Source organism: Arthrobacter sp. NPDC057388 (assembly GCF_042668165.1).
Classification (GTDB): Bacteria; Actinomycetota; Actinomycetes; order Actinomycetales; family Micrococcaceae; genus Arthrobacter.
The window spans coordinates 1-25,282 of record NZ_JBHVBL010000057.1 but is presented as its reverse complement, the minus strand read 5'-3'; the positions used below and the strand labels follow the sequence as shown (position 1 = coordinate 25,282).

20 protein-coding genes, 2 tRNA genes, 1 pseudogene and 1 riboswitch are annotated in these 25,282 nt (G+C 66.6%); of the genes and pseudogenes, 20 read left to right on the top strand and 3 right to left on the bottom strand.

Annotated elements, in window-relative coordinates:
* Positions 1-43: 43 nt before the first annotated feature.
* A complete protein-coding gene (locus ACFUTU_RS19395; RefSeq protein ID WP_377967260.1) occupies positions 44-724 on the bottom strand; it encodes a vitamin K epoxide reductase family protein in 681 nt (226 codons plus the stop codon).
* 457 nt (positions 725-1,181) lie between these two features.
* On the opposite strand from ACFUTU_RS19395, the gene ACFUTU_RS19390 reads away from it, so the two are divergent.
* The 18 genes and pseudogenes from ACFUTU_RS19390 to ACFUTU_RS19305 all read left to right on the top strand — a co-directional run bounded on the left by ACFUTU_RS19390 (position 1,182) and on the right by ACFUTU_RS19305 (position 19,799).
* On the top strand, positions 1,182-4,523 hold the full coding sequence (locus ACFUTU_RS19390) for an Rne/Rng family ribonuclease (protein WP_377967258.1): 3,342 nt from the start codon (positions 1,182-1,184) through the stop codon (positions 4,521-4,523).
* Positions 4,524-4,634: 111 nt separating this feature from the next.
* A riboswitch (TPP riboswitch) is annotated at positions 4,635-4,731 on the top strand.
* Between the two features lie 20 nt (positions 4,732-4,751).
* On the top strand, positions 4,752-6,308 hold the full coding sequence (locus ACFUTU_RS19385; protein WP_377967256.1) for a bifunctional hydroxymethylpyrimidine kinase/phosphomethylpyrimidine kinase: 1,557 nt from the start codon (positions 4,752-4,754) through the stop codon (positions 6,306-6,308).
* A 327-nt stretch (positions 6,309-6,635) separates the two neighbouring features.
* On the top strand, positions 6,636-6,944 hold the full coding sequence (rplU, locus tag ACFUTU_RS19380) for a 50S ribosomal protein L21 (RefSeq protein WP_079596325.1): 309 nt from the start codon (positions 6,636-6,638) through the stop codon (positions 6,942-6,944).
* 59 nt (positions 6,945-7,003) lie between these two features.
* Positions 7,004-7,267 (top strand): 50S ribosomal protein L27, encoded by a 264-nt coding sequence (gene rpmA, locus ACFUTU_RS19375; protein WP_003803426.1) that lies wholly within the window; start codon positions 7,004-7,006, stop codon positions 7,265-7,267.
* A 117-nt stretch (positions 7,268-7,384) separates the two neighbouring features.
* Positions 7,385-8,974, top strand: a complete 1,590-nt coding sequence (gene obgE / locus ACFUTU_RS19370; protein WP_377967254.1) for a GTPase ObgE — start codon at positions 7,385-7,387, stop codon at positions 8,972-8,974.
* 64 nt (positions 8,975-9,038) lie between these two features.
* Complete coding sequence (gene proB, locus ACFUTU_RS19365; RefSeq protein ID WP_377967262.1) at positions 9,039-10,136, top strand: glutamate 5-kinase; 1,098 nt, start codon at positions 9,039-9,041, stop codon at positions 10,134-10,136.
* 25 nt (positions 10,137-10,161) lie between these two features.
* Complete coding sequence (locus tag ACFUTU_RS19360) at positions 10,162-11,511, top strand: glutamate-5-semialdehyde dehydrogenase (protein ID WP_377967253.1); 1,350 nt, start codon at positions 10,162-10,164, stop codon at positions 11,509-11,511.
* Between the two features lie 78 nt (positions 11,512-11,589).
* Positions 11,590-11,814 carry a hypothetical protein gene (locus tag ACFUTU_RS19355; RefSeq protein ID WP_377967251.1) on the top strand — a complete coding sequence of 75 codons (225 nt, stop codon included), beginning with the start codon at positions 11,590-11,592 and terminating at the stop codon, positions 11,812-11,814.
* Entirely contained in the window at positions 11,753-12,484 is a 732-nt protein-coding gene (nadD, locus tag ACFUTU_RS19350) for a nicotinate-nucleotide adenylyltransferase (protein ID WP_377967249.1), read from the top strand. The genes ACFUTU_RS19355 and nadD overlap by 62 nt, the downstream gene beginning before the upstream one ends.
* 7 nt (positions 12,485-12,491) lie before the next feature.
* Positions 12,492-13,838 carry a hypothetical protein gene (locus tag ACFUTU_RS19345; protein WP_377967247.1) on the top strand — a complete coding sequence of 449 codons (1,347 nt, stop codon included), beginning with the start codon at positions 12,492-12,494 and terminating at the stop codon, positions 13,836-13,838.
* 46 nt (positions 13,839-13,884) lie between these two features.
* Complete coding sequence (rsfS, locus tag ACFUTU_RS19340; RefSeq protein WP_377967245.1) at positions 13,885-14,286, top strand: ribosome silencing factor; 402 nt, start codon at positions 13,885-13,887, stop codon at positions 14,284-14,286.
* A 133-nt stretch (positions 14,287-14,419) separates the two neighbouring features.
* Positions 14,420-14,492, top strand: a tRNA-Ala gene (locus ACFUTU_RS19335).
* 199 nt (positions 14,493-14,691) lie between these two features.
* Positions 14,692-14,767, top strand: a tRNA-Ala gene (locus tag ACFUTU_RS19330).
* A gap of 138 nt (positions 14,768-14,905) precedes the next feature.
* Positions 14,906-15,430, top strand: coding sequence for a hypothetical protein (locus ACFUTU_RS19325; protein WP_377967243.1), 525 nt, complete (start codon positions 14,906-14,908; stop codon positions 15,428-15,430).
* A gap of 204 nt (positions 15,431-15,634) precedes the next feature.
* On the top strand, positions 15,635-16,294 hold the full coding sequence (locus ACFUTU_RS19320) for a hypothetical protein (protein WP_377967241.1): 660 nt from the start codon (positions 15,635-15,637) through the stop codon (positions 16,292-16,294).
* A gap of 165 nt (positions 16,295-16,459) precedes the next feature.
* Positions 16,460-17,208, top strand: a pseudogene (locus ACFUTU_RS19315) (FAD-binding protein).
* A gap of 65 nt (positions 17,209-17,273) precedes the next feature.
* The gene (locus ACFUTU_RS19310) at positions 17,274-18,422 is read left to right on the top strand and encodes a class I SAM-dependent methyltransferase (RefSeq protein WP_377967239.1); all 1,149 of its coding nucleotides are present in this window, start codon (positions 17,274-17,276) and stop codon (positions 18,420-18,422) included.
* 123 nt (positions 18,423-18,545) lie between these two features.
* On the top strand, positions 18,546-19,799 hold the full coding sequence (locus tag ACFUTU_RS19305; RefSeq protein ID WP_377967237.1) for an ROK family transcriptional regulator: 1,254 nt from the start codon (positions 18,546-18,548) through the stop codon (positions 19,797-19,799).
* 3 nt (positions 19,800-19,802) lie between these two features.
* On the opposite strand, the gene ACFUTU_RS19300 is transcribed toward ACFUTU_RS19305, so the two are convergent.
* Complete coding sequence (locus ACFUTU_RS19300) at positions 19,803-20,000, bottom strand: hypothetical protein (RefSeq protein ID WP_003800990.1); 198 nt, start codon at positions 19,998-20,000, stop codon at positions 19,803-19,805.
* Between the two features lie 90 nt (positions 20,001-20,090).
* Entirely contained in the window at positions 20,091-21,167 is a 1,077-nt protein-coding gene (locus tag ACFUTU_RS19295; RefSeq protein ID WP_377967235.1) for a hypothetical protein, read from the bottom strand.
* Positions 21,168-21,842: 675 nt separating this feature from the next.
* On the opposite strand from ACFUTU_RS19295, the gene ACFUTU_RS19290 reads away from it, so the two are divergent.
* Both ACFUTU_RS19290 and metE read left to right on the top strand, forming a co-directional pair.
* Entirely contained in the window at positions 21,843-22,808 is a 966-nt protein-coding gene (locus tag ACFUTU_RS19290; protein ID WP_377967233.1) for a methylenetetrahydrofolate reductase, read from the top strand.
* 80 nt (positions 22,809-22,888) lie between these two features.
* On the top strand, positions 22,889-25,222 hold the full coding sequence (metE, locus tag ACFUTU_RS19285) for a 5-methyltetrahydropteroyltriglutamate--homocysteine S-methyltransferase (protein ID WP_377967230.1): 2,334 nt from the start codon (positions 22,889-22,891) through the stop codon (positions 25,220-25,222).
* The last annotated feature ends 60 nt before the right edge of the window (positions 25,223-25,282 follow it).

The window sequence follows — 25,282 nt, the reverse complement described above, 5'->3', positions numbered from 1 at the left end:
GGTTTTGAGGGCGTTAGCTGCCAGTTCGCGCTTTTTTGTCTGCTTAGAAACCCGAGGTGCCGACGAACACCTGGATGAAGGCGAAGAAGATCGTCGCGATCACGGCCACGTAGAGCAGCGCCGTGACGATCCAGCCGGAGTCGCCCACGATGCGGGCCAGGCCTGCCGGGGCGGGGATGGCGCCGTGGACGACGTTGCGCACGGTCACCCAGACGAAGAGCGGGATCATCGCCGCCCAGACAATCATGCAGAACGGGCAGAGGATGTGAATCGCGTACAGCGCCTGCGACCACAGCCACACCACAAAGATGAACCCCAGGGTGATGCCGGCCTGCAGCCCCAGCCAGTACCAGCGGGCGAAACGGGCACCCGCCAGCAGGGCCATTCCCACGGTGGTGGTGATGGCGAAGGCAACGATGCCAATGAACATGTTGGGGAAGCCGAACACCGAGCTCTGCCAGGTCTGCATCACCTGGCCGCAGGAAATCCACGGGTTCACGTCGCAGACGGTGGTGTGGTTGGGGTCCTTGAGGACCTCGAGTTTCTCCAGCACCAGGGTCCCGGACGCGAGCCAGCCGATGACCCCCGTGATCACCAGCAGCCAGCCGAACGGCCGGTCCCGTGTGATGGCCGGAACGGCGGCGCCGGCGGCAGCCGCGGGGGCCGGACCGTCCCGGTGGTCCTGTTCGTAGTCCGTGCCCGTGGAAGGCGAAGTGCGTGGCATGGGATGGCGTCCTTTGTCTGGGGTGCTCCTGCCCAGATTGTATCGCCGCCAGCTTGACACAGCCTGTACTTGCCGCAGATGGCCGCATTGACCGGCGTTGTCACACACTTACAGCTTATTTGAACAGCAATATGAGAGAATAATCGTGGCTGGAGCGCGAACCACATTCGAACTCCAGTCCGGTGGCTTGTTCCCAAGACCGCCAATGAGCAGCGGTGCAGGCTTCGGAAAGCAGATCCAGCCTCCCGCCTTCCATTGGACGGCACCTGGTTGTGGTTGTCAGAAACAACGGGTTCCAGTAACAAGCCCGCCGGCCTGTCAGGCCTGCCGCACCCCACTGCCGGTGCGAGCCTGCTGGTATCCAATTGACTTCTGTCAATGCCTGCGGGTTTTGACAATATGTGCCCCAATGGGTGCCGAATGTGGCGGCATGTCAGGGGCAGGAGTGTTGCCACATATGGATAATGACCAGGTCATAGCCGAGAATGTTGAACCGGCCGCCGCTGATGAGGCCGCCGAGGCTCCCAAGAAGGTCACCAGGACCCGGCGCAAGGCTGCCCCCAAGGCCAAAGCAGCTGACGCCGGGACGGCGGCGCCGGAAACGGCAGCCCCCGACGGCTTGAGCGGGGGACCCGGGCCGGAAACCGCTGCATCCGAATCCACCGCAGAAACCGGGGCAGCCGACGCCGCGGAAGCCCCGGTCAAGACCCCGGTGCGCCGGACCCGCGCCCGGAAGAAGGTTGCCGAGGAACCGCTGCCCGCGTTCGCCGAAGGTGCCGGAGCTGAAATAGAGGCACAGGAAGCCGGCGGTCAGATGGTCCCCTCGCCGGCTGCCGAGGCTGCTCCTGGGGAGCCTGCCGCGGAGTCCAAGCCTGTGCGCCGCCGCCGGACAACGAAGGCGAAGGCCGCCGAGGCCGAAAGCCCGGCAGAGCCAGCGGAGTCTGCCGTGGCCCCCGCGGTGGGCGCTGCTGTCGCAGCCGCTGCGGAGCCGGTGGCCGGACAGGCGGAAGAGCCCGCCCCCGAAGCGCAGACAGCGCCGGCAGAACCGGCCGCTGCCGAACCCGCCGCTGCCGAACCCGCCGCCGCGCAGGAAGCCCCTGCCGGCGAGGAGGCCGCGGCCGGGGAAGAAGCCGGACAGTCGCCTCTGGGTTCGCTTTTCCTGGAGCCTGCGTCCGTCACGTCGATCATTTTCCAGGCGCCTGACCTGAACACGGTCATCCGCCCTGCCAAGGAGGAGGCGACCGCCGAGGACGGCGAGGACGAGCTCGAGGACGACGGCGGCCGGCGCCGGCGGCGCAGCCGCGGACGCCGCGGGCGCAGCCGTTCCGACCGTGAGATCACCGACGGCGAGGAGGGAACCGACGTTTCCGACGAGGCCGCCGAAGACGAAGGTATCCAGCCGGAAGACGGCGTGACGTCCCGCCGCCGGCGGCGGCGCCGCCGTGGTGACCAGGACCTGGAACTGACCGGCGGGGGAGAAGACGATCCGCCCAACACGGTCACCCGTGTCCGCGCCCCCCGGACCATCAGTGAGGCGCCGGCGAGCAACCGTGTGACCAGCGTCAAGGGATCCACGCGCCTGGAGGCCAAAAAGCAGCGCCGCCGCGAATCCCGCGATACCGGGCGCCGCCGCACGGTCATCACTGAGGCCGAGTTCCTGGCACGCCGGGAATCCGTGGACCGCCAGATGATCGTCCGCCAGCGCGATGACAGAATCCAGATCGGCGTCCTGGAGGACGGCGTCCTGGCCGAACATTTCGTCTCCAAGACGCAGCAGGACTCCCTGATCGGCAACGTCTACCTGGGCAAGGTGCAGAATGTCCTGCCGTCCATGGAGGCTGCCTTCGTCGACATTGGACGCGGGCGCAACGCCGTGCTGTACGCCGGTGAGGTCAACTGGGATGCGGCCACCCTTGAGGGCAAGCAGCGCCGGATCGAGAACGCCCTGAAGTCCGGCGACTCCGTCCTGGTCCAGGTCACCAAGGACCCCGTGGGCCACAAGGGCGCACGCCTGACCAGCCAGATCTCCCTGCCCGGCCGGTACCTCGTGTACGTCCCCGGCGGGTCCATGACCGGCATCTCCCGCAAGCTGCCCGACGTCGAACGCAACCGGCTCAAGCGCATCCTCAAGGACCGCCTTCCCGAGGACGCGGGCGTCATTGTCCGCACCGCTGCCGAGGGGGCCTCCGAGGAGGAACTGACCCACGACATCAACCGCCTCCGCGCCCAGTGGGAGGGGATTGAAAGCCAGGCGAAGTCCACCAAGGTCCTCGCCCCGGAACTGCTCTACGGCGAACCGGACCTGACCATCAAGGTTGTGCGCGACGTCTTCAACGAGGACTTCTCCAAGCTGATCGTGTCCGGCGACGAAGCATGGGACACCATCGAGGCTTACGTCACCTACGTGGCCCCGGACCTGGTGGGCCGGCTCGAAAAATGGACCAGGGACGAGGACATTTTCTCCGCCTGGCGCATTGACGAGCAGATCCACAAGGCGCTGGACCGCAAGGTGTTCCTGCCCTCCGGCGGCTCCCTGGTCATCGACCGGACCGAGGCCATGACCGTGGTCGACGTCAACACCGGAAAGTTCACCGGCAGCGGCGGAAACCTCGAAGAGACCGTCACCAAGAACAACCTCGAGGCTGCCGAGGAAGTTGTCCGCCAGCTGCGGCTGCGCGACATCGGCGGCATCATCGTGATCGACTTCATCGACATGGTGCTTGAATCGAACCGCGACCTGGTCCTCCGCCGCCTGGTCGAGTGCCTGGGCCGCGACCGGACCAAGCACCAGGTGGCCGAAGTGACGTCTCTGGGGCTCGTACAAATGACCCGCAAGCGGATGGGCACCGGACTCCTGGAAGTCTTCGGCGAGCAGTGCGAGGTGTGTGCTGGCCGGGGCGTCGTTACCCATGACGAGCCGGTGGAGCACCGCCGGGCCAACACCGTGGCAGCAGAGCACCACGTACACCGGGCGGAGGTCCAGCCTCCTGCACGGCCGGAGCGCAAGCGGCGCCGCGGCAAGGGCGGACAGCAGTCAGAAGGTGCTCCAGCCGCCCCTGCTGCAGTCCACCACCCTGACCCGTCGGAAGCAGAACGCCACGCCAAGGCTGAAGCCACCCGCGCTGCCCTTGCCAACATTGCAGCCGCCGCGCATGCCGCCCATCTGCATGAGGAGGCGGCGCACAATGCCGCCGCATCAGGGGAAGCCGCGCGGCCGGCGGCACCTGCAGCTGCCGCGCCGGAAAGCCCGGTGGTGCACCGCGCTCCGGAAACGGAAAGCGTTTCCGGACGTCCCGGGGCAGTCCTGACGTTCGGTGGCGAGAAGGTGATTCTTCCGTTCGTCGACCACAGTGAAGAACCGCCCAAGGAAGCACCCGCCCTGACACTGGACCGCCTGGAGGAGGCATTCGCGCACCTCGGCAGCCCGGTGGCTCCCGCCGAGAAGGAAGCCCCCGCCGCGACGGAAGAGGCCAGGGAAGAAACGCCGGCTCCAGCGGCTCCCGCCCAGCCGGTGGTCCGTCAGCCGGAAGGCCGGCCTGCCGGCGTCCAGCCTGCCGACGGTGCGGCCGGGACATCCCGCGGGCGCCGTCCGCGCCGCAACCGGAGCGCCAGCCGCCCGCAGGGTGCAGCCAACGAAACCTCCGTGGAGCACCACGAGGTCGCTCCGGCAGCCGCCGCGGGACACTCGCACGAAGCTAAGGCGCCGGGGACGGGAAACGATCAGGCATCCAAGCCGGCTCCGCAGCCAGCCGGTGAACCGATCATTCTGGGAGTTGGGGTACCCGCCTCGGAACTCTGAGTTGACGGGCCCCTGGGTCCGCCCGAAGGTCCGGTACCGCGACTGCGGTGCCGGACCTCCTGTCGCAAACGCCGGAATCAGCGCCATGTTTCGAAGGAACCGCTAGGCTGGAGGACTGACACGGGGTGCCGCGCACGGGCCGGCTGAGATCCAAACCCGTTGAACCTGTCCGGTTAGCACCGGCGAAGGGATGTCTTCTTGTCGACAGCACTGTCATCAGCATCGGTCATGCCCGCTCCTGAGGCCGCCGCCAATTCACTTCCGGATCACGCAGCGACTGCCATTCCGGCCGCTCGCGCGGTTCCCAGGGTCCTCGCCATCGCAGGCTCGGATCCGTCCGGCGGTGCAGGCATCCAGGCCGACCTGAAAAGCATCGCCGCCCACGGCGGCTACGGCATGGCCGCGATCACCGCCCTCACGGCGCAAAACACCACCGGCGTGAGCGGCGTCCACGTTCCCCCTGCATCTTTCCTGTCAGCCCAGCTGGATGCTGTCAGCGACGACATCCAAGTGGACGCCGTGAAGATCGGCATGCTGGGGGATGAAAAGGTGATCGCCGCTGTCCGCAGCTGGCTCGAAAACGTGCGTCCCGGCGTCGTGGTTCTCGACCCCGTGATGGTGGCCACCAGCGGTGACCGGCTCCTGCAGGAGTCTGCGGAGGCAGCACTCCGGAAGCTGCTGCCGCTCGCGGACCTGATCACGCCGAACCTTCCCGAACTTGCCATGCTGCTCGGGGAAACGGAGGCCGCGGACTGGGCGGGCGCCCTGGACCAGGGCAGACGCCTCGCTGAGCGGACCGGTGCCACGGTCCTGGTCAAAGGCGGTCACCTGAACGGGGCCACCTGCCCTGACGCCCTCGTCAACACCGCCGGGCTGCTGTCCGCGGAAGTGGTGGAGGTGGCCGGCGAGCGGATCGCCACGCGGAACAGCCACGGCACCGGATGTTCGCTGTCGTCCGCCATGGCCGCCGTGCAGGCGCGGCTGGGCGACTGGGAAGCGTCACTGCGGGAGGTCAAGCCCTGGCTGGCCGAGGCGTTGCGGACCTCCGGAGGGCTGGAGGTCGGCGCCGGCAACGGCCCGATCAACCACTTCCACCACCTTGCCGGGGCTGGGGGTTCAGCCCAGTCCGAACCGAAGGGCGGATTCGCGGAACTGCTGCGTGCCGAGACCTTCACCCATCTGGAAGCCATCTACGGTTTGGGCTTCATCCGGGGGCTTGCCGGGGGCACTCTGCCGGAGAAGGAATTCGCGTACTACCTCGCCCAGGACGCCATCTACCTCAACGGCTACTCTCGCGTCCTGGCGCGGGCCAGCGCACTAGCCCCGACCGAGGCCGAGCAGCTGTTCTGGGCCCGGTCGTCCCAGCAATGCCTGGAAGTTGAATCTGAACTGCACCGCAACTGGCTCAGCACCCGCACGGTGCAGACGGAGCTGGGGCCGGTCACGAAGTCCTATGTCGACCATCTGCTGGCTTCCTCGGCCGGAGGCAGTTACGCCGTGCTGGTGGCAGCAGTCCTGCCCTGCTTCTGGCTCTACGCCGAAGTGGGGGAGACCCTGCACGCGGAGTACCTGGCCGCCGGGGCGGATGCCGGGCACCCGTATGCGGAGTGGCTGCGGACCTACGCCGACGAGGACTTCGCTGCCGCCACCCTGCGGGCCATCGAAATAGCGGATGACGCCGGCCGTGCCGCGTCGGCGGGGGAGCGCGAAGCGATGGTCACCGCCTTCCGGCACTCCTGCCGGTACGAGGTGGAGTTCTTCGACGCGCCGAGCCGGCACAGCTGAACGGAAGCGCGCCCGGCACCCGGTAAGATGGTCGCGCACGGCACCGGATGTCCGGAACGGCGTCCCCTGTGGCGCCTATCACGGACAACCCGCCAGTGCCAGCCTCATTTGCGGCCGACGTCGGAATTAGCGTATTCTAGATCTTCGGTGCTTACGCCAACACTTGGGTTATGACCCGGACCGCCCTGTCGGGCTTGTTCCTGGGATAGCTCACGGGTTCCCCCGGGCAATCCACGGCGTTGAGGCACAGCGAGAACCAGGCCAATTTCCGGACCCGGGTTCCGCACGCAAATTTAGTAATAAACGTCGAGAGAAGTGAGTTCCCAAGTGGTGTACGCGATTGTCCGCGCAGGCGGCCGCCAAGAGAAGGTTTCTGTTGGAGACTTCGTTACCCTGAACCGCGTCGCCGGTGGAGCTGGCAGCACCATTGAGCTGCCCGCGCTGCTCCTGGTAGACGGTGACAAGGTCACCTCCGCAGCTGCGGACCTGGCCAAGGTGACTGTTACGGCTGAGATCCTCCAGGACCTCCGTGGTCCGAAGATCGTCATCCAGAAGTTCAAGAACAAGACCGGTTACAAGAAGCGCCAGGGTCACCGCCAGGAACTGACCAAGGTCAAGATCACCGGCATCCAGTAACTTCCGGTTACTGTCCAGGTTTCCAGCAGTTTCACCAGAATTAAAGGCAGGCATTTCAAATGGCACACAAAAAAGGCGCGAGCTCCACTCGCAACGGCCGTGACTCCAACGCCCAGTACCTCGGCGTCAAGCGCTTCGGCGGCCAGGTAGTTTCCGCTGGCGAGATCATCGTCCGCCAGCGCGGCACCCACTTCCACCCCGGTGCAGGCGTTGGCCGTGGCGGCGACGACACCCTGTTCGCTCTGCAGGCAGGTGCCGTTGAATTCGGCACGCGCCGCGGCCGTCGGGTCGTCAACATCGTTGCTGCTGCAGCTGCAGAGTAACAACCAGTTCTGAACCGGTGGAGCGGGCCATGATGGCTCGCTCCACTGTTCTTTTAACCGCATTACAATCGATTTGGACGTCCAGGACGGCCGGATTCAGCAATAGAGGAGATTCACGTGGCGAGCTTTGTAGACCGGGTAGTACTGCATGTATCCGGCGGTACCGGCGGCCACGGCTGTGTCTCCGTGAAGCGCGAAAAGTTCAAGCCGCTGGGCGGGCCCGACGGCGGCAATGGCGGCAATGGCGGCGACGTCATCCTGCGCGTCGACTCGCAGACCACCACGCTGCTGGACTACCACCATGCGCCGCACCGGCACGCCACGAACGGCGGCCCCGGCATGGGCGACTGGCGTGGCGGCAAGAACGGTGAAACCCTCGTGCTGCCCGTTCCGGACGGCACCGTCGTCAAGACCAAGGACGGCAAGGTCCTGGCCGACCTCGTGGGCGAGGGGACCGAATTCGTCGCCGCTTCCGGCGGCCAGGGCGGGCTCGGCAACGCCGCGCTGTCGTCCCAGAAGCGGCGGGCACCCGGTTTTGCCCTGCTGGGCATCGAGGGCGAAGCCAGCGACATCGTCCTGGAGCTGAAGTCGATCGCCGACATCGCCCTCGTAGGATTCCCCTCGGCTGGCAAGTCCAGCCTTATCGCGGCCATGTCCGCCGCCCGCCCCAAGATTGCCGACTACCCCTTCACCACCCTCATCCCCAACCTGGGCGTGGTCCAGGCCGGCGACGTCCGGTTCACCATCGCCGACGTTCCGGGCCTCATCGAGGGCGCCAGTGAAGGCAAAGGCCTGGGCCACAACTTCCTCCGCCACGTCGAACGGTGCGCGGCTTTGGTGCACGTCCTGGACTGCGGTACGCTCGAATCTGACCGAGATCCGCTCTCCGACCTCGCAATTATCGAAACCGAGCTCGAAAAGTATGCGGTGGACATGAGCTACGCCGGCTCGAACGGCGAAGTTGTTCCGCTCAACCACCGCCCCCGGCTGGTGGCCCTTAACAAGGTCGATCTCCCGGATGGCAAGGACATGGCCGAGTTCGTCCGGCCGGAGCTGGAGTCCCGCGGCTACCGTGTCTTTGAGGTATCAGCCACGAGCCATGAGGGCCTGCGACAGCTAGGCTTCGCCATGGCAGAGATCGTCAAGGCCGCACGCGACAGCGTGGAAACCGCACCGCCGAAGGTACATGCCCCGGTACTGCGGCCCCGTGCAGTCAACGAGATCGGTTTCCGGATCCGCCGCGAGGAGAAGAACCTGGAGCCGCTGTTCCGCGTCCTGGGCGAAAAGCCCGTTCGCTGGGTCAAGCAGACGGACTTCACCAACGAGGAAGCCATTGGCTACCTCGCCGACCGCCTGGCCAAGCTTGGCGTGGAAACCGAGCTGTTCAAGCAGGGCGCCAAGCCCGGCGACACTGTGGTGATCGGCGAGGACGACGGCGTGGTGTTCGACTGGGAGCCCACCATGATGGCAGGGGCCGAGCTGCTGGCTTCGCCGCGCGGCACGGACGTCCGGTTCGCAGACATCGGCGACCGTCCCACCCGAAGCCAGAAGCGCGAGGAACAGATGGAACGGCGCGAGGCGAAGGCTGCGGCACGGGCCGAACTGGAAGCCGAACGCAAGGCCGGCATCTGGACGGAGTCCGTCAGCGCGCGCCGGGCAGCCCAGCCCCTGAAGGAGAGCGGACTGAACACCGAACATGAGGAGTGAACCCGCACACGTGACCGATACTTCCGCAATTGTCATCGAGGAACCCAAGACCGACGACCGCAGCATGCTCGCCAGGGCACGCCGCATTGTGGTCAAAGTAGGATCGTCGTCCCTGACCAGCATCAAGGGCGGAATATCGGAGGAGGCACTGACCGAGCTTTCGGACGTGCTGGCCGCCAAGTGCAACGCCGGGACCGAGATTATCCTCGTCTCCTCGGGCGCCATCTCCGCCGGCCTGGCACCCCTGGGACTGGCCAAGCGGCCCCGCGACCTCGCCACCCAGCAGGCTGCGGCCAGCGTGGGGCAGGGCCTGCTCATGGCCCGTTACACGCATGCGTTTGCCGCCCACGGCGTTACCGTGAGCCAGGTACTCCTCACCGCCGATGACCTCATGCGGCGCAGCCACCACACGAATGCCTTCCGTGCCCTCAACCGGCTGCTGAACCTTGGCGTCGTGCCTGTGGTGAACGAGAACGACACCGTCGCCACGCACAAGATCCGCTTCGGCGACAACGACCGCCTGTCAGCCCTCGTGGCGCACCTGGTACGGGCAGATGCCCTGGTGCTGCTGTCCGACGTCGACTCCCTCTACGACGGTCCGCCCGCCAAGGGCGCCAAGCGGATTCCGCAGGTCGACAGCCCCGAGGACCTCGACGGCGTCTCCATTGGCAGGACCGGCAAGGCGGGCGTGGGTACCGGCGGCATGGTCACCAAGGTGGAGGCAGCCATCATGGCCGCGGATTCGGGCATCCCTGCCCTCGTCACCTCCACCTCGAACGCTGCGGCTGCCCTGGCCGGCGAGGACGTTGGCACCTGGTTCACCGTCAACGGCGCACGCAAGTCCGTCCGGATGATGTGGCTGGCGCACCTCGCGCATGTGCAGGGCAAGCTGTTCCTGGACGCCGGCGCCGTCCGGGCAGTGCGGGACAACCGCACCTCGCTGCTCCCCGCCGGCATTACGTCGGTCGAAGGCAATTTCGAGAGCGGCGACGCCGTCGAAATGGTCTCCCCCGACGGCACCGTCATTGCGCGCGGACTGGTGAACTACTCCGCGGCCGAACTGCCGCAGATGCTGGGACGGTCCACAGTGGAGCTGGGTGAAGCACTGGGCCGCGGGTTCGACCGCGAAGTTGTTCACGTTGACGACCTGGTTCTGGTCTAGGCGCCGGCTCGCCTAGACTTGAATGATGACTGAGGCACTGATGAACCAAGCAGCTGAGACATCCAACGACGCTACGAAGGTCCCCACCCTGCCGGCAGACAGCCAGCCCACACCGGCAGAGATCGAATCTGCCGTTTACGCGATCGCCGACCGTTCCCGCCAGGCTGCCCGCAGCATGGCCCGCGCCAACCGGGCCTGGAAGGACAAGGCCCTGCGTGCCATCGGCAGCGCCCTGCTCGCGAACAAGCAGCAGATCCTGGGCGCGAACGCCAGGGACCTTGAAGCAGGCCGGGCCAACGGCACCTCCGCGGCCCTCCTGGACCGGCTGACCCTTAACGACACCCGCATTGCCGCCCTCGCCGCAGCCCTGGAGAACCTGGCCGGGCTGCCCGATCCCGTGGGCAATGTGGTGCGCGGACAGACGCTCCCCAACGGCCTGCGCCTGCGCCAGGTCAACGTTCCCATGGGCGTGGTGGCCGCTATCTACGAGGCGCGCCCGAACGTCACAGTGGACATCGCCGGCCTGGCGCTCAAGAGCGGCAACGCCGTGATCCTGCGCGGCGGTTCTGCGGCAGCGTTCACCAACGAAGCCCTCATCCGTGTGCTGCGCGAAGCACTGGAGTCCGTGGGCCTGCCTGCGGACGCCGTGCAGACCGTGGACCAGTTCGGCCGCGAGGGCGCCAATGTGCTCATGCGTGCCCGCGGACGCGTCGACGTGCTGATTCCGCGCGGCGGCCGTGAACTGATCCAGACCGTTGTGAACAACTCCTCCGTGCCGGTCATCGAGACGGGGGAGGGGAACGTCCACATCTTTATCGACGAGTCAGCCGGTGAAGACATGGCGGTGGAGATTCTCCTCAACGCCAAGACCCAGCGGCCCAGCGTCTGCAACACGGTGGAGACGCTCCTGGTGCACTCCGGCTCCACGGTCCTGCCCGCAGTCGCGGCAGCGCTGGCGAAGGCGGGTGTGCGCCTCCACGCCGATGACCGCGTCCGGGCAGCTCTCCCCGAGTCAGTCGAGTCACTGCCCGCCACGGATGAGGACTGGGCCACCGAGTACATGGACCTCGACCTGGCCGTCGCCATGGTGGACAGCCTGGACGACGCTGTGAAGCACATCCGCACCTGGTCGACGGGCCACACCGAAGCGATCCTGACCAATGACCTGCGAAACGCGGAGCGCTTCATCGCGGAAATCGATTCCGCTGCGGTCATCGTCAACGCGTCCACGCGGTTTACCGACGGCGGCGAGCTGGGTCTGGGTGCCGAGGTCGGGATCTCCACGCAGAAGCTCCACGCCCGGGGCCCGATGGGCCTGACCGAGCTGACAACCACCAAGTGGATTGTCCAGGGCGAGGGCCAAGTCCGCTCCTGACATAGCGGTAACATAGTAAAGAAGTCCGGACCGGCGGGAATCTCCGCCGTCGTCATCCTTTTATTCCTAGGGGAGAAAATGCTGTTCCAGCAGATTGCCGCGTCAGTTGCCGAACACGAGGAAAGGGCGCCCCTGTGGGCTGAGCCGTGGGTCTTCGGCATCGTGATGTTCGCCATCTTCGTGGTGCTGATGTTCGTCACCCTCTCCTACACCAACCTGGGCAACCGCCACACCGCGGTGGATGAGCACGCCGACCCGCACCGCCAGCACCCCAACAAGCACGACCACGGCCAGGGCCACTAAGATTTCCGCCGCACTGCACCACAGGGACACGCAGCGCCGGCTGCGGCTGGGCGTGATGGGCGGGACGTTCGATCCCATCCATCACGGCCACCTTGTGGCCGCGAGCGAGGTGGCCGCGAAGTTCGGCCTCGATGAAGTCGTTTTCGTGCCCACCGGCCAGCCGTGGCAGAAGTCAAGCAAGAAGGTCAGCGAGCCTGAGCACCGTTACCTGATGACGGTGATTGCCACGGCATCGAACCCGCGGTTCACCGTCAGCCGGGTTGATGTGGACCGTCCCGGTCCCACATACACCATCGACACCCTCCGCGACCTGCGGACACAGCGGCCCGACGCCGACCTGTTCTTCATCACCGGCGCTGATGCGCTGGCACAGATTCTGTCGTGGAAGGACATCGACGAGCTGTGGTCGCTGGCCCACTTCGTGGGGGTGACCCGGCCGGGCCATGAGCTCGACGGCATGGGCCGAAAGGACGTCAGCCTGCTGGAGGTGCCCGCGATGGCGATCTCGTCCACGGACTGCCGCGCGCGCGTTGCCGAGCACAACCCTGTGTGGTACCTGGTGCCGGACGGAGTGGTGCAGTACATCGCGAAATACGGGCTTTACGCCGCACCGGCCGGTAACAGCAGCTCCGAAACCACCGAGACAAACGATCCAGCCAGCACTGAATGAGTTTGAGATGAGTCAGGAACAGCCACCGATCCGCAGCCGCCGAGAACTGCGCAAGGCCCGGGATGAAGCCCTGGCCAAGAACCGGAACGCCGCCCCGCCGGGGGCCGGCGAGACGGCCCCTGCCTCAAAGCCGCCTGTCGCAAAGGCTCCCGTAAAGGATGGCTCTTCGCCTGCTGCCGGCGACCGCAAAACCGAAGAGCCCGCAGGCCGCGTGCGCCGCGCCGCCCCGGGCCCCGTGGATTCACCGCCCGCCGGCTCGGCTGCGCAGCGCTCCTCCCAGATCCGCGCCCGTGACAGGGCGGCGCTGAGGACCATCAAGGAGCTGGCGGAGAAGGAAGAGCAGCTCTCCGGCGGGGGCCCGCCCACCCGCCGCCAGCTTCGGCTGATGCAGCTCAAAGAGCAGGCGATCACGTCGGCAATGCCTGTGGTGCCGGCGGCCGACGGCGGTGCCACCACCGGGAAGCCGGCGGCTTCCGCGTCCGGCAGTCCGGCCGGCGCAACCGGCAAACCGGCCCAGCCGGCTGCATCCAAGCCGCCTGCCTCCAAGCCGCCTGCGGATAAGCCCGCAGTCCAGCCCGGCAACGGTCCTGCTGCACGGCCCTCAGTGCCGGCCGGACCCGCACTTCCAGCCGAAGGCGAGCTGCCCGAAGGCATGACGGTGGAGCAGGCCCTCGAGGCCCGTGCCCTTCTCGCCGAACAGGCCAAGAACCAGATCGCCAAGATGGAGCACATCGCGGCGACTGACCCCGAAGCCGTGGACCCGGAAATCCTGGCCCAGCAGATTGCCCTGGCCGAGCGGGCGGCCGTGCTCAACAAGCGGGCCATGGCCAAGCAGAAGCTTGCCGAAAAGAACGCCCCCCGGCAGAACGGGCAAAACGGCCCGTCCACTGCCAGCAACCTGGCCATGGTGACCCCCCTGGAATTCGAACAGGTGCCGGGCGTGGACCGTCCCGTCATGAAGCGGCCGGCCACTTCGCACGTCCCCGTGGTGACCAACCCCGGTCCGCGGGTCCCGGTGCGGGGCAACCGGCCGGGAAAGGCAGCACGCCCGAGCAATCCGTCCACCGGCCGTTCGCGGGTGATAGCCCGTGCGGAAGCGGCGGCCCGTTCAGCTGCCGCGCCGCCAGCCGGTGCCCGGCAGGATGCGGCCTGGGCGGAGGAGTCCGGCGACGACGTTGCAGCGCTGCCGCCGGTGTCCGCGAAGTCGGCCTACGGGCTGGAGCCCCTGGACGCCGCCACCGCCGGGCTTGCCCGCGCCAACCGGTTGCGGCTGATTCAGCTTGGCGTCCTGGCGCTCGGCGCTATCGCCCTCGTTGCCGGCGTCATCATGATCATCAGCGGCCTTTCACGCTGACTTCATCCAGTACCACCATCTACGCTTCATCAGCACAAGGAGTCCCGTGACCGCATCCGAATCGTCCGTCACCGTAGCCCGGCACGCAGCCAGGGCCGCGGCGGACAAAATTGCCCAGAACATCGTCGCGCTTGACGTCAGCGAACGCCTCGCCCTCGCGGATGTTTTCCTCATCGCCTCCGCGCCCAGCGAACGCCAGGTTAACGCCATCGTTGACGGCATTGAGGAGGAACTCCTCAAACAGGATCTCCGCCCGGTCCGCCGGGAAGGCCGTTCGGCTGGCCGGTGGGTGCTGCTGGATTACGCCGACGTCGTTATCCACGTCCAGCATGAGGAAGACCGTGTCTTCTACGCCCTGGAACGCCTGTGGAAGGACTGCCCGGTGGTGGACCTGCAGCTCGGAGATGACGCCTCGGCAAAGGCTCCTGCTGCCGCTGAGCAGGAGTAGCTGCTGCTCCGAATATGCCCGATTTGGAATTTTCGGAAACGCTGTTCTAAGATATTTGAGTTGCTTCGGAGAGATCCGGACAGAAGAACGGATCCTAAAGGCTGCGGCCTGAGGTTCGAAGCAGCAAGAATACGGGGCTGTGGCGCAGCTGGTAGCGCACCTGCATGGCATGCAGGGGGTCAGGGGTTCGAGTCCCCTCAGCTCCACCGGATGATCCGCCGGAATCGAAAGATTCCGGCGGATTTTTTGTTTCCGCAGGAGGCGGTGCTGCGAATTTTACCGCTGATCCCGGCCTCCGCCCGGTGTGATCGAAGCCATATGCTCTCGATTAGCTTCCTGAGGAATTCTGGACTACGCTGGTCGGGTTGCTTCGGGAAAACACAAAGATTCCGAAGGGAACAGCTTGGGGCTGTGGCGCAGCTGGTAGCGCACCTGCATGGCATGCAGGGGGTCAGGGGTTCGAGTCCCCTCAGCTCCACCAAGCAGCCGCCGGATTATGGAAACAACCATGATCCGGCGGTTTTTTCGTTAAGTCCCACACGGTCTGCGCTGGAAATCTTTGACGAATCTTGGATATTCGCCGGCCCCTTCTTTTCTGCGTTGGCCCTACAGTGGAGCCATGAAAACGGGAGCGGCCCTAGTCCTGTCCGTTGCAGGGATACTCGCGGCGGGCTCTGCCGCGCTTGCTGTTAACACCCAGGTGCTCAGCGTTCCGCCCACGGGCACCGGAAGTGCCAACACCGTTCTGCTGCCCAATGCCGCCGTGCCGCCCCCACCTCCCGTCACAGCAGGACCGAAGGCCACGCCTCGGCCAACAGGCGCAGCAGCCGGTGGGCAGAAGGCGTCCACGCCACCGAAATCCGCCGCCGCCAAGCCGGGCTCCTCGAAAGCCGGGGGAGAGAACGCGGCGAAGCCCGGTCCGGCAAAGTCCGCGCCCGCCAGCGTGCCCGGAACTGCCCCCGGTACCGTTGCGGCGCCGCCGTCCTCCGGAACGGGTGGCGGAGCGGGCGGCGGCGTGGTGGCTGTTCAGCCCGCCCCTGTACAGGGCGGTGTGGTCCGCGTGGAGCCGGGGGATGACAAGGGTGGCCTGCGGAAGGCCCCCGAGCCGGGCGATGACAGCGGCGGCCACGGCGCCGACGACTGATCCCCCGGCCTGCGCACAGATTTCCGTGTGCGAGTTGCCGCCCAGGTCGGCGCTGCTTAACCCGCAGCCTGTCGGCGCGCCGTTTTGCCGTGTCTGCGGGTCTGCCGGAGGGCCGCCGGGAGGGGAGAACCGCAGGGGCAATCTTGGACAAGTCTTTGATTACCCCTGCACCTATCCTCGACGGCGGATTCCTACTGTGGAGCCATGAAAACAAGAGCAGCCCTCGCATTGTCCGTCGCCGGCATCTTCCTCACCGGAGGTGCCGCCTTCGCCACCAGCCAGACACTTGGCAACTCGAACGCCGGTACCACCGACGACGCCAGGAGTGTCCTCGTAGCGGACGACTCTGCCACCAAAACCCCGGCCCCCGCCGTCAGCTCAGCGAAGGTTTCCGTCAAGGCCAGCGCGAAGACGACTGATGACAAGAAAGCCGATGACAAGAAGGCCTCGGCGGCCAAGAAAGCGGCCAAGAAAGCCTCCAAGCCCGCGGAACCAGGCGACGATAACGGTGGCCTGCGGACCGGCCGCGAGCCCGGAGACGACAATGGCGGAGCGGCGGCAGCGCCCGCGGAGAACTTCGTCGGCAGCGGCTCCCTCTCCGTGGAACCCGGCGACGACAAGGGCGGCCTGCGCACCACACCCGAGCCGGGTGACGACAAGGGCGGTCTCCGCACCACACCCGAACCCGGCGACGACAACGGCGGCCTGCGCTCCGATCAGGCACCGCGGGTGGCAGAACCCGGCGATGACCACGGCGGCCTCCGGACCGGCACCGAACCCGGTGACGACAAGGGCGGAGACCGCAAGGGCGTGGAGCCCGGCGATGACAGCGGCGGCAGCGGCGGCCACGGCAGCGACGACTGACCCCGACGGCAACGCTGGCGGATAAACCGGCAGACAACTGAATCGACATACGGCCCGGAGGGTCCTCCTGCACCTTGGTGCCGGAGGACCCTCGTGTGCCACCGGCGTGCAGCCTGGAACAAAAGACCCTGGGGGTAAAGACCCTAGGATGTGAAGGTGGAGCGGATATTAAGCGGCGGCACGGTCCGCAAGGCCGACGTCGTCGTCATCGGCGCAGGACAGGCTGGCCTCTCCGCAGCCTTTCACCTGGCCCGCCGCGGATTCATGCCCGCAGCGGCCCCGGGCCAGCCGGAGGATGCTGGAGCGACGGCCCGCCCCGGACTGACCTACGCGGTACTGGATGCCGAGGACGGGCCGGGCGGGGCCTGGCGGCACCGGTGGAAGACCCTGGTCATGGCCACGGTCAACGGCATCAGCGATCTTCCCGGGATGCCTCAGCCCGTCGTGGACCCGTCGGAACCGAGCTCGGCCTTCCTGAGCCGCTACTTCGACGCGTATGAGCGCCGGATAGGGCTGGCCGTCGAGCGCCCGGTCAAGGTGCTCGCCGTTGAACGTGAGGATGCAGACCCGGCAGGGCGGCTCATGGTCACCACGTCCGACGGCGGCTGGTCGGCCCGGGCGGTCATCAGCGCCACCGGCACCTGGACCAGGCCGTTCTGGCCCATTTATCCGGGACAGTTCACCTTCGCGGGTCGGCAACTGTACGTGGTCAGCACCTTGCCCCGCTGCACCTGCGGGGACCCGGCGGCGGCATTGCGATGGACGGAACGCAGGTGGCCGCCGAGCCGCGCGTACACCTGGTGGGCTACGGCCCGTCGTCGTCCACCATCGGAGCAAACCGCGCCGGGCGGGCAGCGGTGACCGGGATCCTCAAGCTCCTGGCGGCACCGGCAGCCGTGCCCGATCCACGGTAGATTTGATCCTTGCCCTGGTAACCAACAGGCCCGGGCAACCAACAGGGAAGAGGCGGCGGCAAGACGTGACAGAAACCGGTCTTAGGCAGATCCTGGGCTCGCTCCGCAGGCACCCTGACGTCGAAGCCGCCAACCTCCAGGCATGGGACGCCACCGATTCCCTCCTGCTGGACGCCGCTGCAGACCTGCTCACTCCGGAAACCACGGTGGCCGTCATCGGGGACAACTACGGGGCGCTTACGCTCGGGCTGCTGGCCGGCGCCGCCGGTCCGGCCCCAGCCGAAGTCAGGGTGCACCAGGACCTGGTGACGGGGGAGCGTGCCCTCCGCAACAATGCCGCGGCGCTTGGAGTTTCGGAAGGCTTTGCCCAGCTGCCACTGGGTACCGAACTGCTGTCCGGCGCGGACCTGGTCCTGCTGCAGCTGCCCAAGACGCTCGCCGAACTCGAAGAGATTTCCGACGCCGTTGCGCGGCATGCGCCGGCCAACGCTGTGTTGCTTGCCGGCGGCCGGGTGAAACACATGTCCTTGGGCATGAATGGCGTGCTGGGCAAGTACTTCGGATCGGTCCAGCCGCAGCTGGCCCGGCAAAAGTCGCGGCTGCTCATCGCCTCCGGGCCGGTGCGCCCGGAAGGGGACCCGCCCTACCCCGTGACCGAACACAACGCGGAACTGGATCTCGACATCTCTGCGCACGGGGCCGTTTTTGCGGGCACCCGCCTGGATATAGGAACGCGGTTCCTGCTGACCTTCCTGCCGGAGATTCCTGCCGGCGCAAGGGCCGTCGACCTGGGCTGCGGCACCGGGATCCTGGCAGCAATGTACGCCCGCCGGCACCCCGAAACCGAGGTTCTCGCCACCGACCGGTCCGCGGCCGCAGTGGCCTCGGCGCGGGCAACCGCACGGGCAAACGGCCTGTCCGCCAGCATCAGGGCAATCCAGGACGACGCGATGAGCACCCTTGACGCCGGAAGCGCGGACGTGATCCTCCTGAACCCGCCGTTCCACCTCGGCTCCAGCGTCCACGCCGGCGCCGGGCTCAAACTGTTCGAGGCCTCGGGCCGCGTGCTGGCCCCCGGAGGCCAGCTCTGGACAGTGTTCAACCGTCACCTGCACCATCTGCCCGCCCTGGAGCGGCTGGTTGGTCCCACCACGGTGCGGGGACGGAACCCCAAATTCATCGTGACCACCAGCGTCAGGCGGGCCGCGGGATGAGCCGCGCCCACCGGCGTCGAACGTCCCGGCACCATGGTGCGCGTGGGGCGTACCCGTTACCCGGGGCGTAACGTACGATTCAGACATTGGGGGAATGGCCAACAAAGAATGTTAGGGGAATCCTTGACCGAGATCCGCCAGCCCTCGCCGAGGCGCGGAACCAACCTGCCCCGAATGGGCGACTTCAACCTGACTGTCATTCTCGACGCGATCCGTCGCGCCGCCAGCGGTCTCAGCCGCGTGGAACTGGCTCAGATAGTCGGCTTGTCCCCCCAAACCATTTCGAACATCTCCCGCCGGCTGCTGGACCAGAACCTCATCGTCGAGGCGGGCAAGGAAGGCAGCGGCCCCGGCAAGCCGCGCACCATTCTCCGCCTTAACCCGGCAGGCATGTACGCCGTCGGCGTGCACCTGGACCCCGCCGTTGGCACGTTCGTCGTGCTTGATTTGTTGGGCGCCGTCGTGCAGCACTCCAGCGTAAAAATGCCGGACAGCTCCGGCCCCGAGGCCGTCATTACCGCCATCGCCACGGAAGTTGACAAATTGATTGAGGCTTCCGGCGTGGACCGGGCCAAGATCGCCGGGCTGGGCGTCGCGGCACCGGGTCCCATCGACCACGACAACGGAACGGTGGTTGAGCCCCCGCTCCTGGACGGCTGGGACAGTGTTCCGCTCCGGGACGCGCTGGCCGAGGCCACAGGCCTGTCGGTGCTGATGGATAAGGACGTCACCAGTGCCGCGGTCGCCGAAACCTGGGCAGGCGGCGCGAGCGGAGCCGGCAGCTTCGTTTTCATGTACATGGGAACAGGCATCGGCTGCGGCATCGTCCTCAACGACGAGGTTGTCCGAGGCACATCGGGAAATGCCGGCGAGATCGGCCACCTCATTGTCGACCCGGATGGTGCCCCCTGCGACTGCGGCCTGCGCGGCTGTGTCAAGTCCACCTGCATTCCCCAGGTTCTCGTGGCGCAGGCCCAGGCAGCGGGCATCCTGGATGAGCCCGGAAGCGCCACCACAGGCTCAGCCGTGCAGGAGCGCTTCGCGATGCTCTGCGAAGCGGCCGACGCCGGCAACAGCGCTGCGGCTGCCATCATCGACAAGTCGGCTGAACTGGTGGCCCGTGCGGCGTCAGCGGTGGCCAACATCCTGGACGTGGACCGGGTGGTGTTCGGCGGCCCGTTCTGGCCGCTGCTGTCCGCGCGCTACCTGGAAAAGGTCCCGGGCCTCATCCAGCAAAGCAGCGATGCCGGCAACATCCACGCCGTCGAAGTGGTGGGAACCGGCGTAGGGGAGGACGTGGGGGCTGTGGGCGCTGCCTGCCTGGTCCTGGAACACACCCTTGCGCCCCGGGCCCAGCGGCTGCTGCTGGAAGGCTAAGCCTCAGTCGATGTCTTCGACGATCGTCCCGTAGGGGATCGTGTCGTCCAGGTGGGCCTGGTGTCCCCGGGGGACAAAGAGCACCCGGACGCCATGCAGCTGGTCCGCTGCCGACTGGAGAAGGACCGGACGGACCATGTCAACGAAGCTCGGGTCCTTGCCAACGAGATATTCCTCGTAGCTGGCTGGTAGCTGGATCATGGCATCAGAATAGACCTGATCATGGGCTAAAGGGAGGGTGCCCGGCAACCTCCCGCCGGGCACCCTTTCCACTGTTGGACGCTGTGTTGCCTAATAACCGGGCTGGACCGTCGGGCTGTCGCCGGTGGCCGGGCTGCTGGCGGGCCCGGAGGTTTCAGTGGCAACCTCGGCCGGGGCCGTCTTGGCGTACACGGTCTTGCTGACCTGGTAGGCATGCTTGTCCAGCTTGAGCGCCTCCTGGTTGATCTCCTTCAGCTTGGCGTCGGTGAGCTGCTCGACCTTGACGAGGTCCAGCGTCTCCTGGTCCGTGCCGCCCACCGCCGTTACCTTCACCAGCCCGGTTCCGGCGGAGTAGAACTTACGCTGGTGTCCCACCGCAGGTTCCAGCGGGTTGCGCTCGTCAATCACCAGCACATCGTCATAGCAGCCCGTCGCAACGCACACACGATCGTTCTGCTTGAAGACCTGGCCGCAGTCGAGGAAATCGACGCTTGGCGCGTGGGCCTGGACGTAACTGGGCGTGTTGGTCTGGGGGTTTGCCTGCATGGCGATGCCGGCCTGGGCGTCGTCCAGGCTATGGATGAAGGTGGCCGGCGCACCGGTGAACTTCCCGTTTTCAAATTCCTCAGGGTATTCACCGAACAGCCAAACGTCGCCGCTGTTGGTCTGGGCGAAGAACGCAAGTTCGGATTCCACCAGCTCACCGTCGGCGTAGTCCCGGTCCCACAGGACCTGGGTCTTGACGCCGTCGATCACCTTTGTCAGCCCCGTCACCGAGTGGGTTACCGTCCGCTTGATGGTTCCCTCGGCACTCTTGACGTTGCCCGTCGTGGTGTACTGCATGCCGGGCTTCAGCGGGAACCACTTGTTGTCCACGTTGGGGGAAGACTGGAATTGGGAGGCGTCAAAGTTGATCCGGGAGCCCGGCCCACAGAATTCATCCGCGGCGGCTGTCCCGGTGGCGCCAGGGGAGGCCGACCCGGAAGTTGCAGGTGCGGCGGTTGTTGCCGGAGCCGACGTCGCTGTCGGGGCGGCGGATGTCACCTGCGGGGAGGTATTTTGCTGCGGGGCGCAGGACGTGACCGTGGCCAGCGCAACGAGGAGCACAAGGGCGGAGCCCGGGCGGGAGGATGATTTGGCAGGCGCTGGTTTGTAAAGCTGGAACATCTCGATGGCCTTTCGCCGTAGGGATCTCTGGCTTCCAGCACTTCCACCGCGCCGTCAGTGCCGTGCCCGGCGGCAGCGGAACGCTGGCTGACCGCGCCCTGCCGGCAGGCGCACCATGGGCGGTGCGGCGCAGGGTTTTGACGGGCACGGATTATGTTCTCTCGGGACGATTCACCGAGGAAGAACCAGAAGGAGCATCCAGCCTCCTCAACCTGAGACCTTGCCGAATCCGATACGACGTGACAAAAGAATGGACTAATTTCAGCGGTTTGAAAAGGGGTGACTGCACCTGTTCGTGCGAGGCAATCGCCGCCGGGAGGCCTTTTGACGAAGATAATTCTGAAGGGGGCATCCAGCCGGGCGTAAAATGGCGTCTTAATTCGGCGCCAGCTTGAAGGCGCCCCGGTCGGCTTCTAGAGTTCTATACAAGCTACCGAGGTAACGTGTCAGCGATCCTCCACTGCGGATGTGCCGCCTGCCGGCCGCCAAGGAGGGTGTGGGTGCCCCCATGTGGGCCTGACATTTGCTCACGGTGGACTTCTTTACAGGCGCAACAGTCGCGGCTGCGCCCTGCCGAAGTCCGTCCGTGTTCCCAAACTCAAATTCATTGACCGCATGCTGCAGGGTGTTCAGCCAGGCAGCGCCGCCTTCAATGGCCCAAAGCCAAGGACGCAAATGTCACCGCCAAGCCTTATTGAAACACATCCAAACCTCTCCGACACCGCGCCGGTGGCGCTCTCCTACGAGCTGTTTCCGCCCCGTTCGCCCGCCGCCGCGGAGACCCTGTGGACCACCATCCGGGAAATCGAGGCCACGGACCCCGACTACGTGTCCGTCACCTACGGTGCCAGCGGATCCAACCGGGACACCGCCGTCGACCTGGTCAACCGCCTGGTGCTGGAGACCACCCTCCGTCCGCTTGCCCACCTGACGTGTGTTGGCAACACGCCGACGGAGCTGGCCGAAATCATCGGCGAACTGCTCGACGCCGGCGTCCGCGGCATCCTCGCCCTCCGCGGCGACCTGCCCAAGGACAGTGACGCGCCGGTCAGCGGCTCGCTCCGCTACGCCCAGGACCTGATCGAGCTCATCCGCCGGGTTGAGCAGCGGCGATCGGCCCTGCTGTGCGCCGGCAAGGTTGCCGTCGGCGTGGCAGCGTATCCCACGCGGCACCCGGAATCACCCAGCGAAGCCCATGACGTCGAGGTGCTGCTCGCCAAGCAGCGCTCAGGTGCCGACTTCGCGATCACCCAGGTGTTCTTCCGCACCGAGCAGTACGCGGACCTTGTCACCAGGGCACGCCGGGCCGGTGTCACCATCCCCATCATCCCCGGCGTCATGCCGCTCACGAGCCTGCGGAGGCTCAAGCGGCTCGGGGAACTGGCCGGCGTCGAGCCCGCACCGGAGCTCGTCGAGCGCCTGGCCGCGGCGGACACCGACGCCGAACGGCACCGCATCGGCGTCCGCGCAACAGTGGACCTGGCCAAGGCGGCCCTGGACGCCGGAGCGCCCGGACTCCATATCTACACGTTCAACGAACACCAGAGCGCGCTTGAAGTGCTGGACAAGCTCTCGCTGGCCCGGCCGGCACGCCCCACGAACCGTCTCAACGCGCTCGCCCGCCGTCAGCTCGCCGGCTGACCGCCTTCGTCAGCTCTCAAGCTGTCCGTATTCCTCCCCGAGACATTCACACTTTTCAACGGCTCTTTAAGGAATTTCGCATGCCCGATAAGAACGCCACGCCTTTCCCGTCCGCATCCATCCTCGGCTACCCCCGCATCGGCCGCCGCCGCGAGCTGAAGAAGGCCGTGGAAGCCTACTGGGCCGGCAAGATCGACGCCGTTGCCCTCGACGCCGCCGCCAAGGAAATCCAGCTGGGCACTGCCAGGCGCCTGCAGGGACTCGGCCTCACCGAAGCCGCTGCGGTGCCGGGCACGTTCTCCTTCTACGACCAGGTGCTCGACGCCGCCGCCCATGTCGGCGCTGTTCCGGCCCGCTTTGGCAACCTCCTCGACGCCGAGGGGCAGCTGGACATCGACGGCTACTTCACCCTGGCCCGCGGCAACAAGGAACAGCAGCCGCTGGAAATGACCAAGTGGTTCGACACCAACTACCACTACCTCGTGCCGGAAATCGGCCCGGAGACCAACTTCGCGCTGACTTCCAACCGCATCGTTGAAGAATTCGGGTACGCTCTCGCCAACGGCGTGGAGACCCGCCCGTACATCGTTGGCCCGGTCACCTTCCTGCTCCTGAGCAAGGCCTCCGACGACGCCCCCGCAGGTTTCAGCCCGCTGTCCCGCCTCGAGGACATCCTGCCCGTCTACACCGCGCTGCTCGAAAAGCTGGCAGCCGCCGGCGCCAGCTGGGTCCAGCTGGACGAGCCCGCGCTGGTGGTGGACCAGGACACCCCCGAGCAGGAGATCCAGGCAGCTGTTGCCCGCGCCTACGAGGTGCTCGCCGCTTCGGCCAGCCGCCCGCAGCTGTTCGTTTCCACGCCGTACGGCGCGCTGAACGGTCAGCTCGGCACCCTTGCCGCCACCAACATCGACGCCCTGCACATCGACGTCTTCAAGGGCGAAGTTCCCTCCTCTGCGGCGCTGGCCGCGCTGGGCAGCAAGACCCTGGTTGCCGGTGTCGTGGACGGCCACAACATCTGGCGCAACGATCTGCAGGCTTCCGCCAACAAGATTGCCGGGCTGCAGAAGAGCGTCAACAAGCTCGCCATCAGCACCTCCACCTCCACCCAGCACGTTCCGCACGACGTCGAGGAAGAGGCCCAGCTGTCCGAGCAGCTCCGCAGCTGGCTGGCATTCGCCGACCAGAAGGCCGCTGAGGTTGTTACCCTGGCCGGCCTGCTGACCGACGCCGCGGGTGTCCAGCCGGCCATCGACGAGGCTACCCGCGTCATCTCTTCCCGCGCCGAAGCCGAAGGCGTTCGCCGTGCCGACGTCCGTGCCCGCACCGAGGCCCTGACCGCGGCGGACTTCAACCGCTCCGAGTACCCGGTCCGCGAAGCTGCCCAGGAAGCAGCACTGGATCTGCCGCCGCTGCCCACCACCACCATCGGCTCCTTCCCGCAGACCTCGGAGATCCGTTCGGCCCGTGCCCGGAACAACACGGGCGCCCTGACCGACGAGCAGTACGAACAGCTCATGAAGGACGAGATCAAGCGCGTTGTGGAGCTGCAGGAAGAGCTCGGCTACGACGTCCTCGTGCACGGCGAGCCCGAGCGCAACGACATGGTCCAGTACTTCGCCGAGAACCTGAAAGGCTTCGATGTCACGGTCCACGGCTGGGTCCAGTCCTACGGATCCCGCTGCACCCGCCCGTCCATCCTCTGGGGCGACGTCACCCGCAGCGCCCCCATCACGGTGGAGTGGGCCAAGTACGCCCAGTCCCTGACCAGCAAGCCGATGAAGGGCATGCTGACCGGTCCGGTCACCATCCTGGCCTGGTCCTTCGTCCGTGACGACCAGCCCCTGGGCGAAACCGCCAACCAGGTGGGCCTGGCGCTGCGCGATGAAATCGCTGACCTCGAAGCTGCCGGCATCAGGATCATCCAGGTTGACGAACCCGCCCTGCGCGAACTGCTCCCGCTGCGCAAGGCCGACCAGCCCGCTTACCTGGACTGGTCCGTCAACTCCTTCCGCCTGGCCACCGCCGGTGCTGCCGACGCCACGCAGATCCACACCCACCTGTGCTACTCCGAGTTCGGTGTGATCATCGATGCCATCGACGGCCTGGACGCCGACGTGACCTCGATCGAAGCCGCCCGCTCCCGCATGGAGGTCGTCCACGACCTCGAGTCCCACGGCTTCGGCCGCGGCGTCGGGCCCGGTGTTTACGACATCCACTCGCCGCGCGTTCCGGGCGAGCAGGAACTCACCGAACTGCTGAGCACCGCCGTGAAGCACGTTCCGTCCCGCCAGCTCTGGGTCAACCCGGACTGCGGCCTGAAGACCCGCGGCTACGCCGAGACCGAAGCGTCCCTGCGCAACCTGGTCGCTGCTACCAGGACGGTCCGCGCGGAACTGCTTGAAGGCGCAAAATAGGAATGTAGCCGCTGATCGGGCTTGAGACGCCGACGGCGGGATGTCACCATCCGGTGACAT

Excerpts from the sequence above, each read along its gene's own strand:
- ACFUTU_RS19395 (WP_377967260.1), bottom strand. The coding sequence starts at position 724 with ATGCCACGCACTTCGCCTTCCACGGGCACGGACTACGAACAGGACCAC.
- ACFUTU_RS19390 (WP_377967258.1), top strand. The coding sequence starts at position 1,182 with ATGGATAATGACCAGGTCATAGCCGAGAATGTTGAACCGGCCGCCGCT.
- ACFUTU_RS19385 (WP_377967256.1), top strand. The coding sequence starts at position 4,752 with ATGCCCGCTCCTGAGGCCGCCGCCAATTCACTTCCGGATCACGCAGCG.
- rpmA (WP_003803426.1), top strand. The coding sequence starts at position 7,004 with ATGGCACACAAAAAAGGCGCGAGCTCCACTCGCAACGGCCGTGACTCC.
- proB (WP_377967262.1), top strand. The coding sequence starts at position 9,039 with ATGCTCGCCAGGGCACGCCGCATTGTGGTCAAAGTAGGATCGTCGTCC.
- ACFUTU_RS19360 (WP_377967253.1), top strand. The coding sequence starts at position 10,162 with ATGACTGAGGCACTGATGAACCAAGCAGCTGAGACATCCAACGACGCT.
- ACFUTU_RS19355 (WP_377967251.1), top strand. The coding sequence starts at position 11,590 with ATGCTGTTCCAGCAGATTGCCGCGTCAGTTGCCGAACACGAGGAAAGG.
- nadD (WP_377967249.1), top strand. The coding sequence starts at position 11,753 with ATGAGCACGCCGACCCGCACCGCCAGCACCCCAACAAGCACGACCACG.
- ACFUTU_RS19345 (WP_377967247.1), top strand. The coding sequence starts at position 12,492 with ATGAGTCAGGAACAGCCACCGATCCGCAGCCGCCGAGAACTGCGCAAG.
- ACFUTU_RS19325 (WP_377967243.1), top strand. The coding sequence starts at position 14,906 with ATGAAAACGGGAGCGGCCCTAGTCCTGTCCGTTGCAGGGATACTCGCG.
- ACFUTU_RS19320 (WP_377967241.1), top strand. The coding sequence starts at position 15,635 with ATGAAAACAAGAGCAGCCCTCGCATTGTCCGTCGCCGGCATCTTCCTC.
- ACFUTU_RS19300 (WP_003800990.1), bottom strand. The coding sequence starts at position 20,000 with ATGATCCAGCTACCAGCCAGCTACGAGGAATATCTCGTTGGCAAGGAC.
- ACFUTU_RS19295 (WP_377967235.1), bottom strand. The coding sequence starts at position 21,167 with ATGTTCCAGCTTTACAAACCAGCGCCTGCCAAATCATCCTCCCGCCCG.
- ACFUTU_RS19290 (WP_377967233.1), top strand. The coding sequence starts at position 21,843 with ATGTCACCGCCAAGCCTTATTGAAACACATCCAAACCTCTCCGACACC.
- metE (WP_377967230.1), top strand. The coding sequence starts at position 22,889 with ATGCCCGATAAGAACGCCACGCCTTTCCCGTCCGCATCCATCCTCGGC.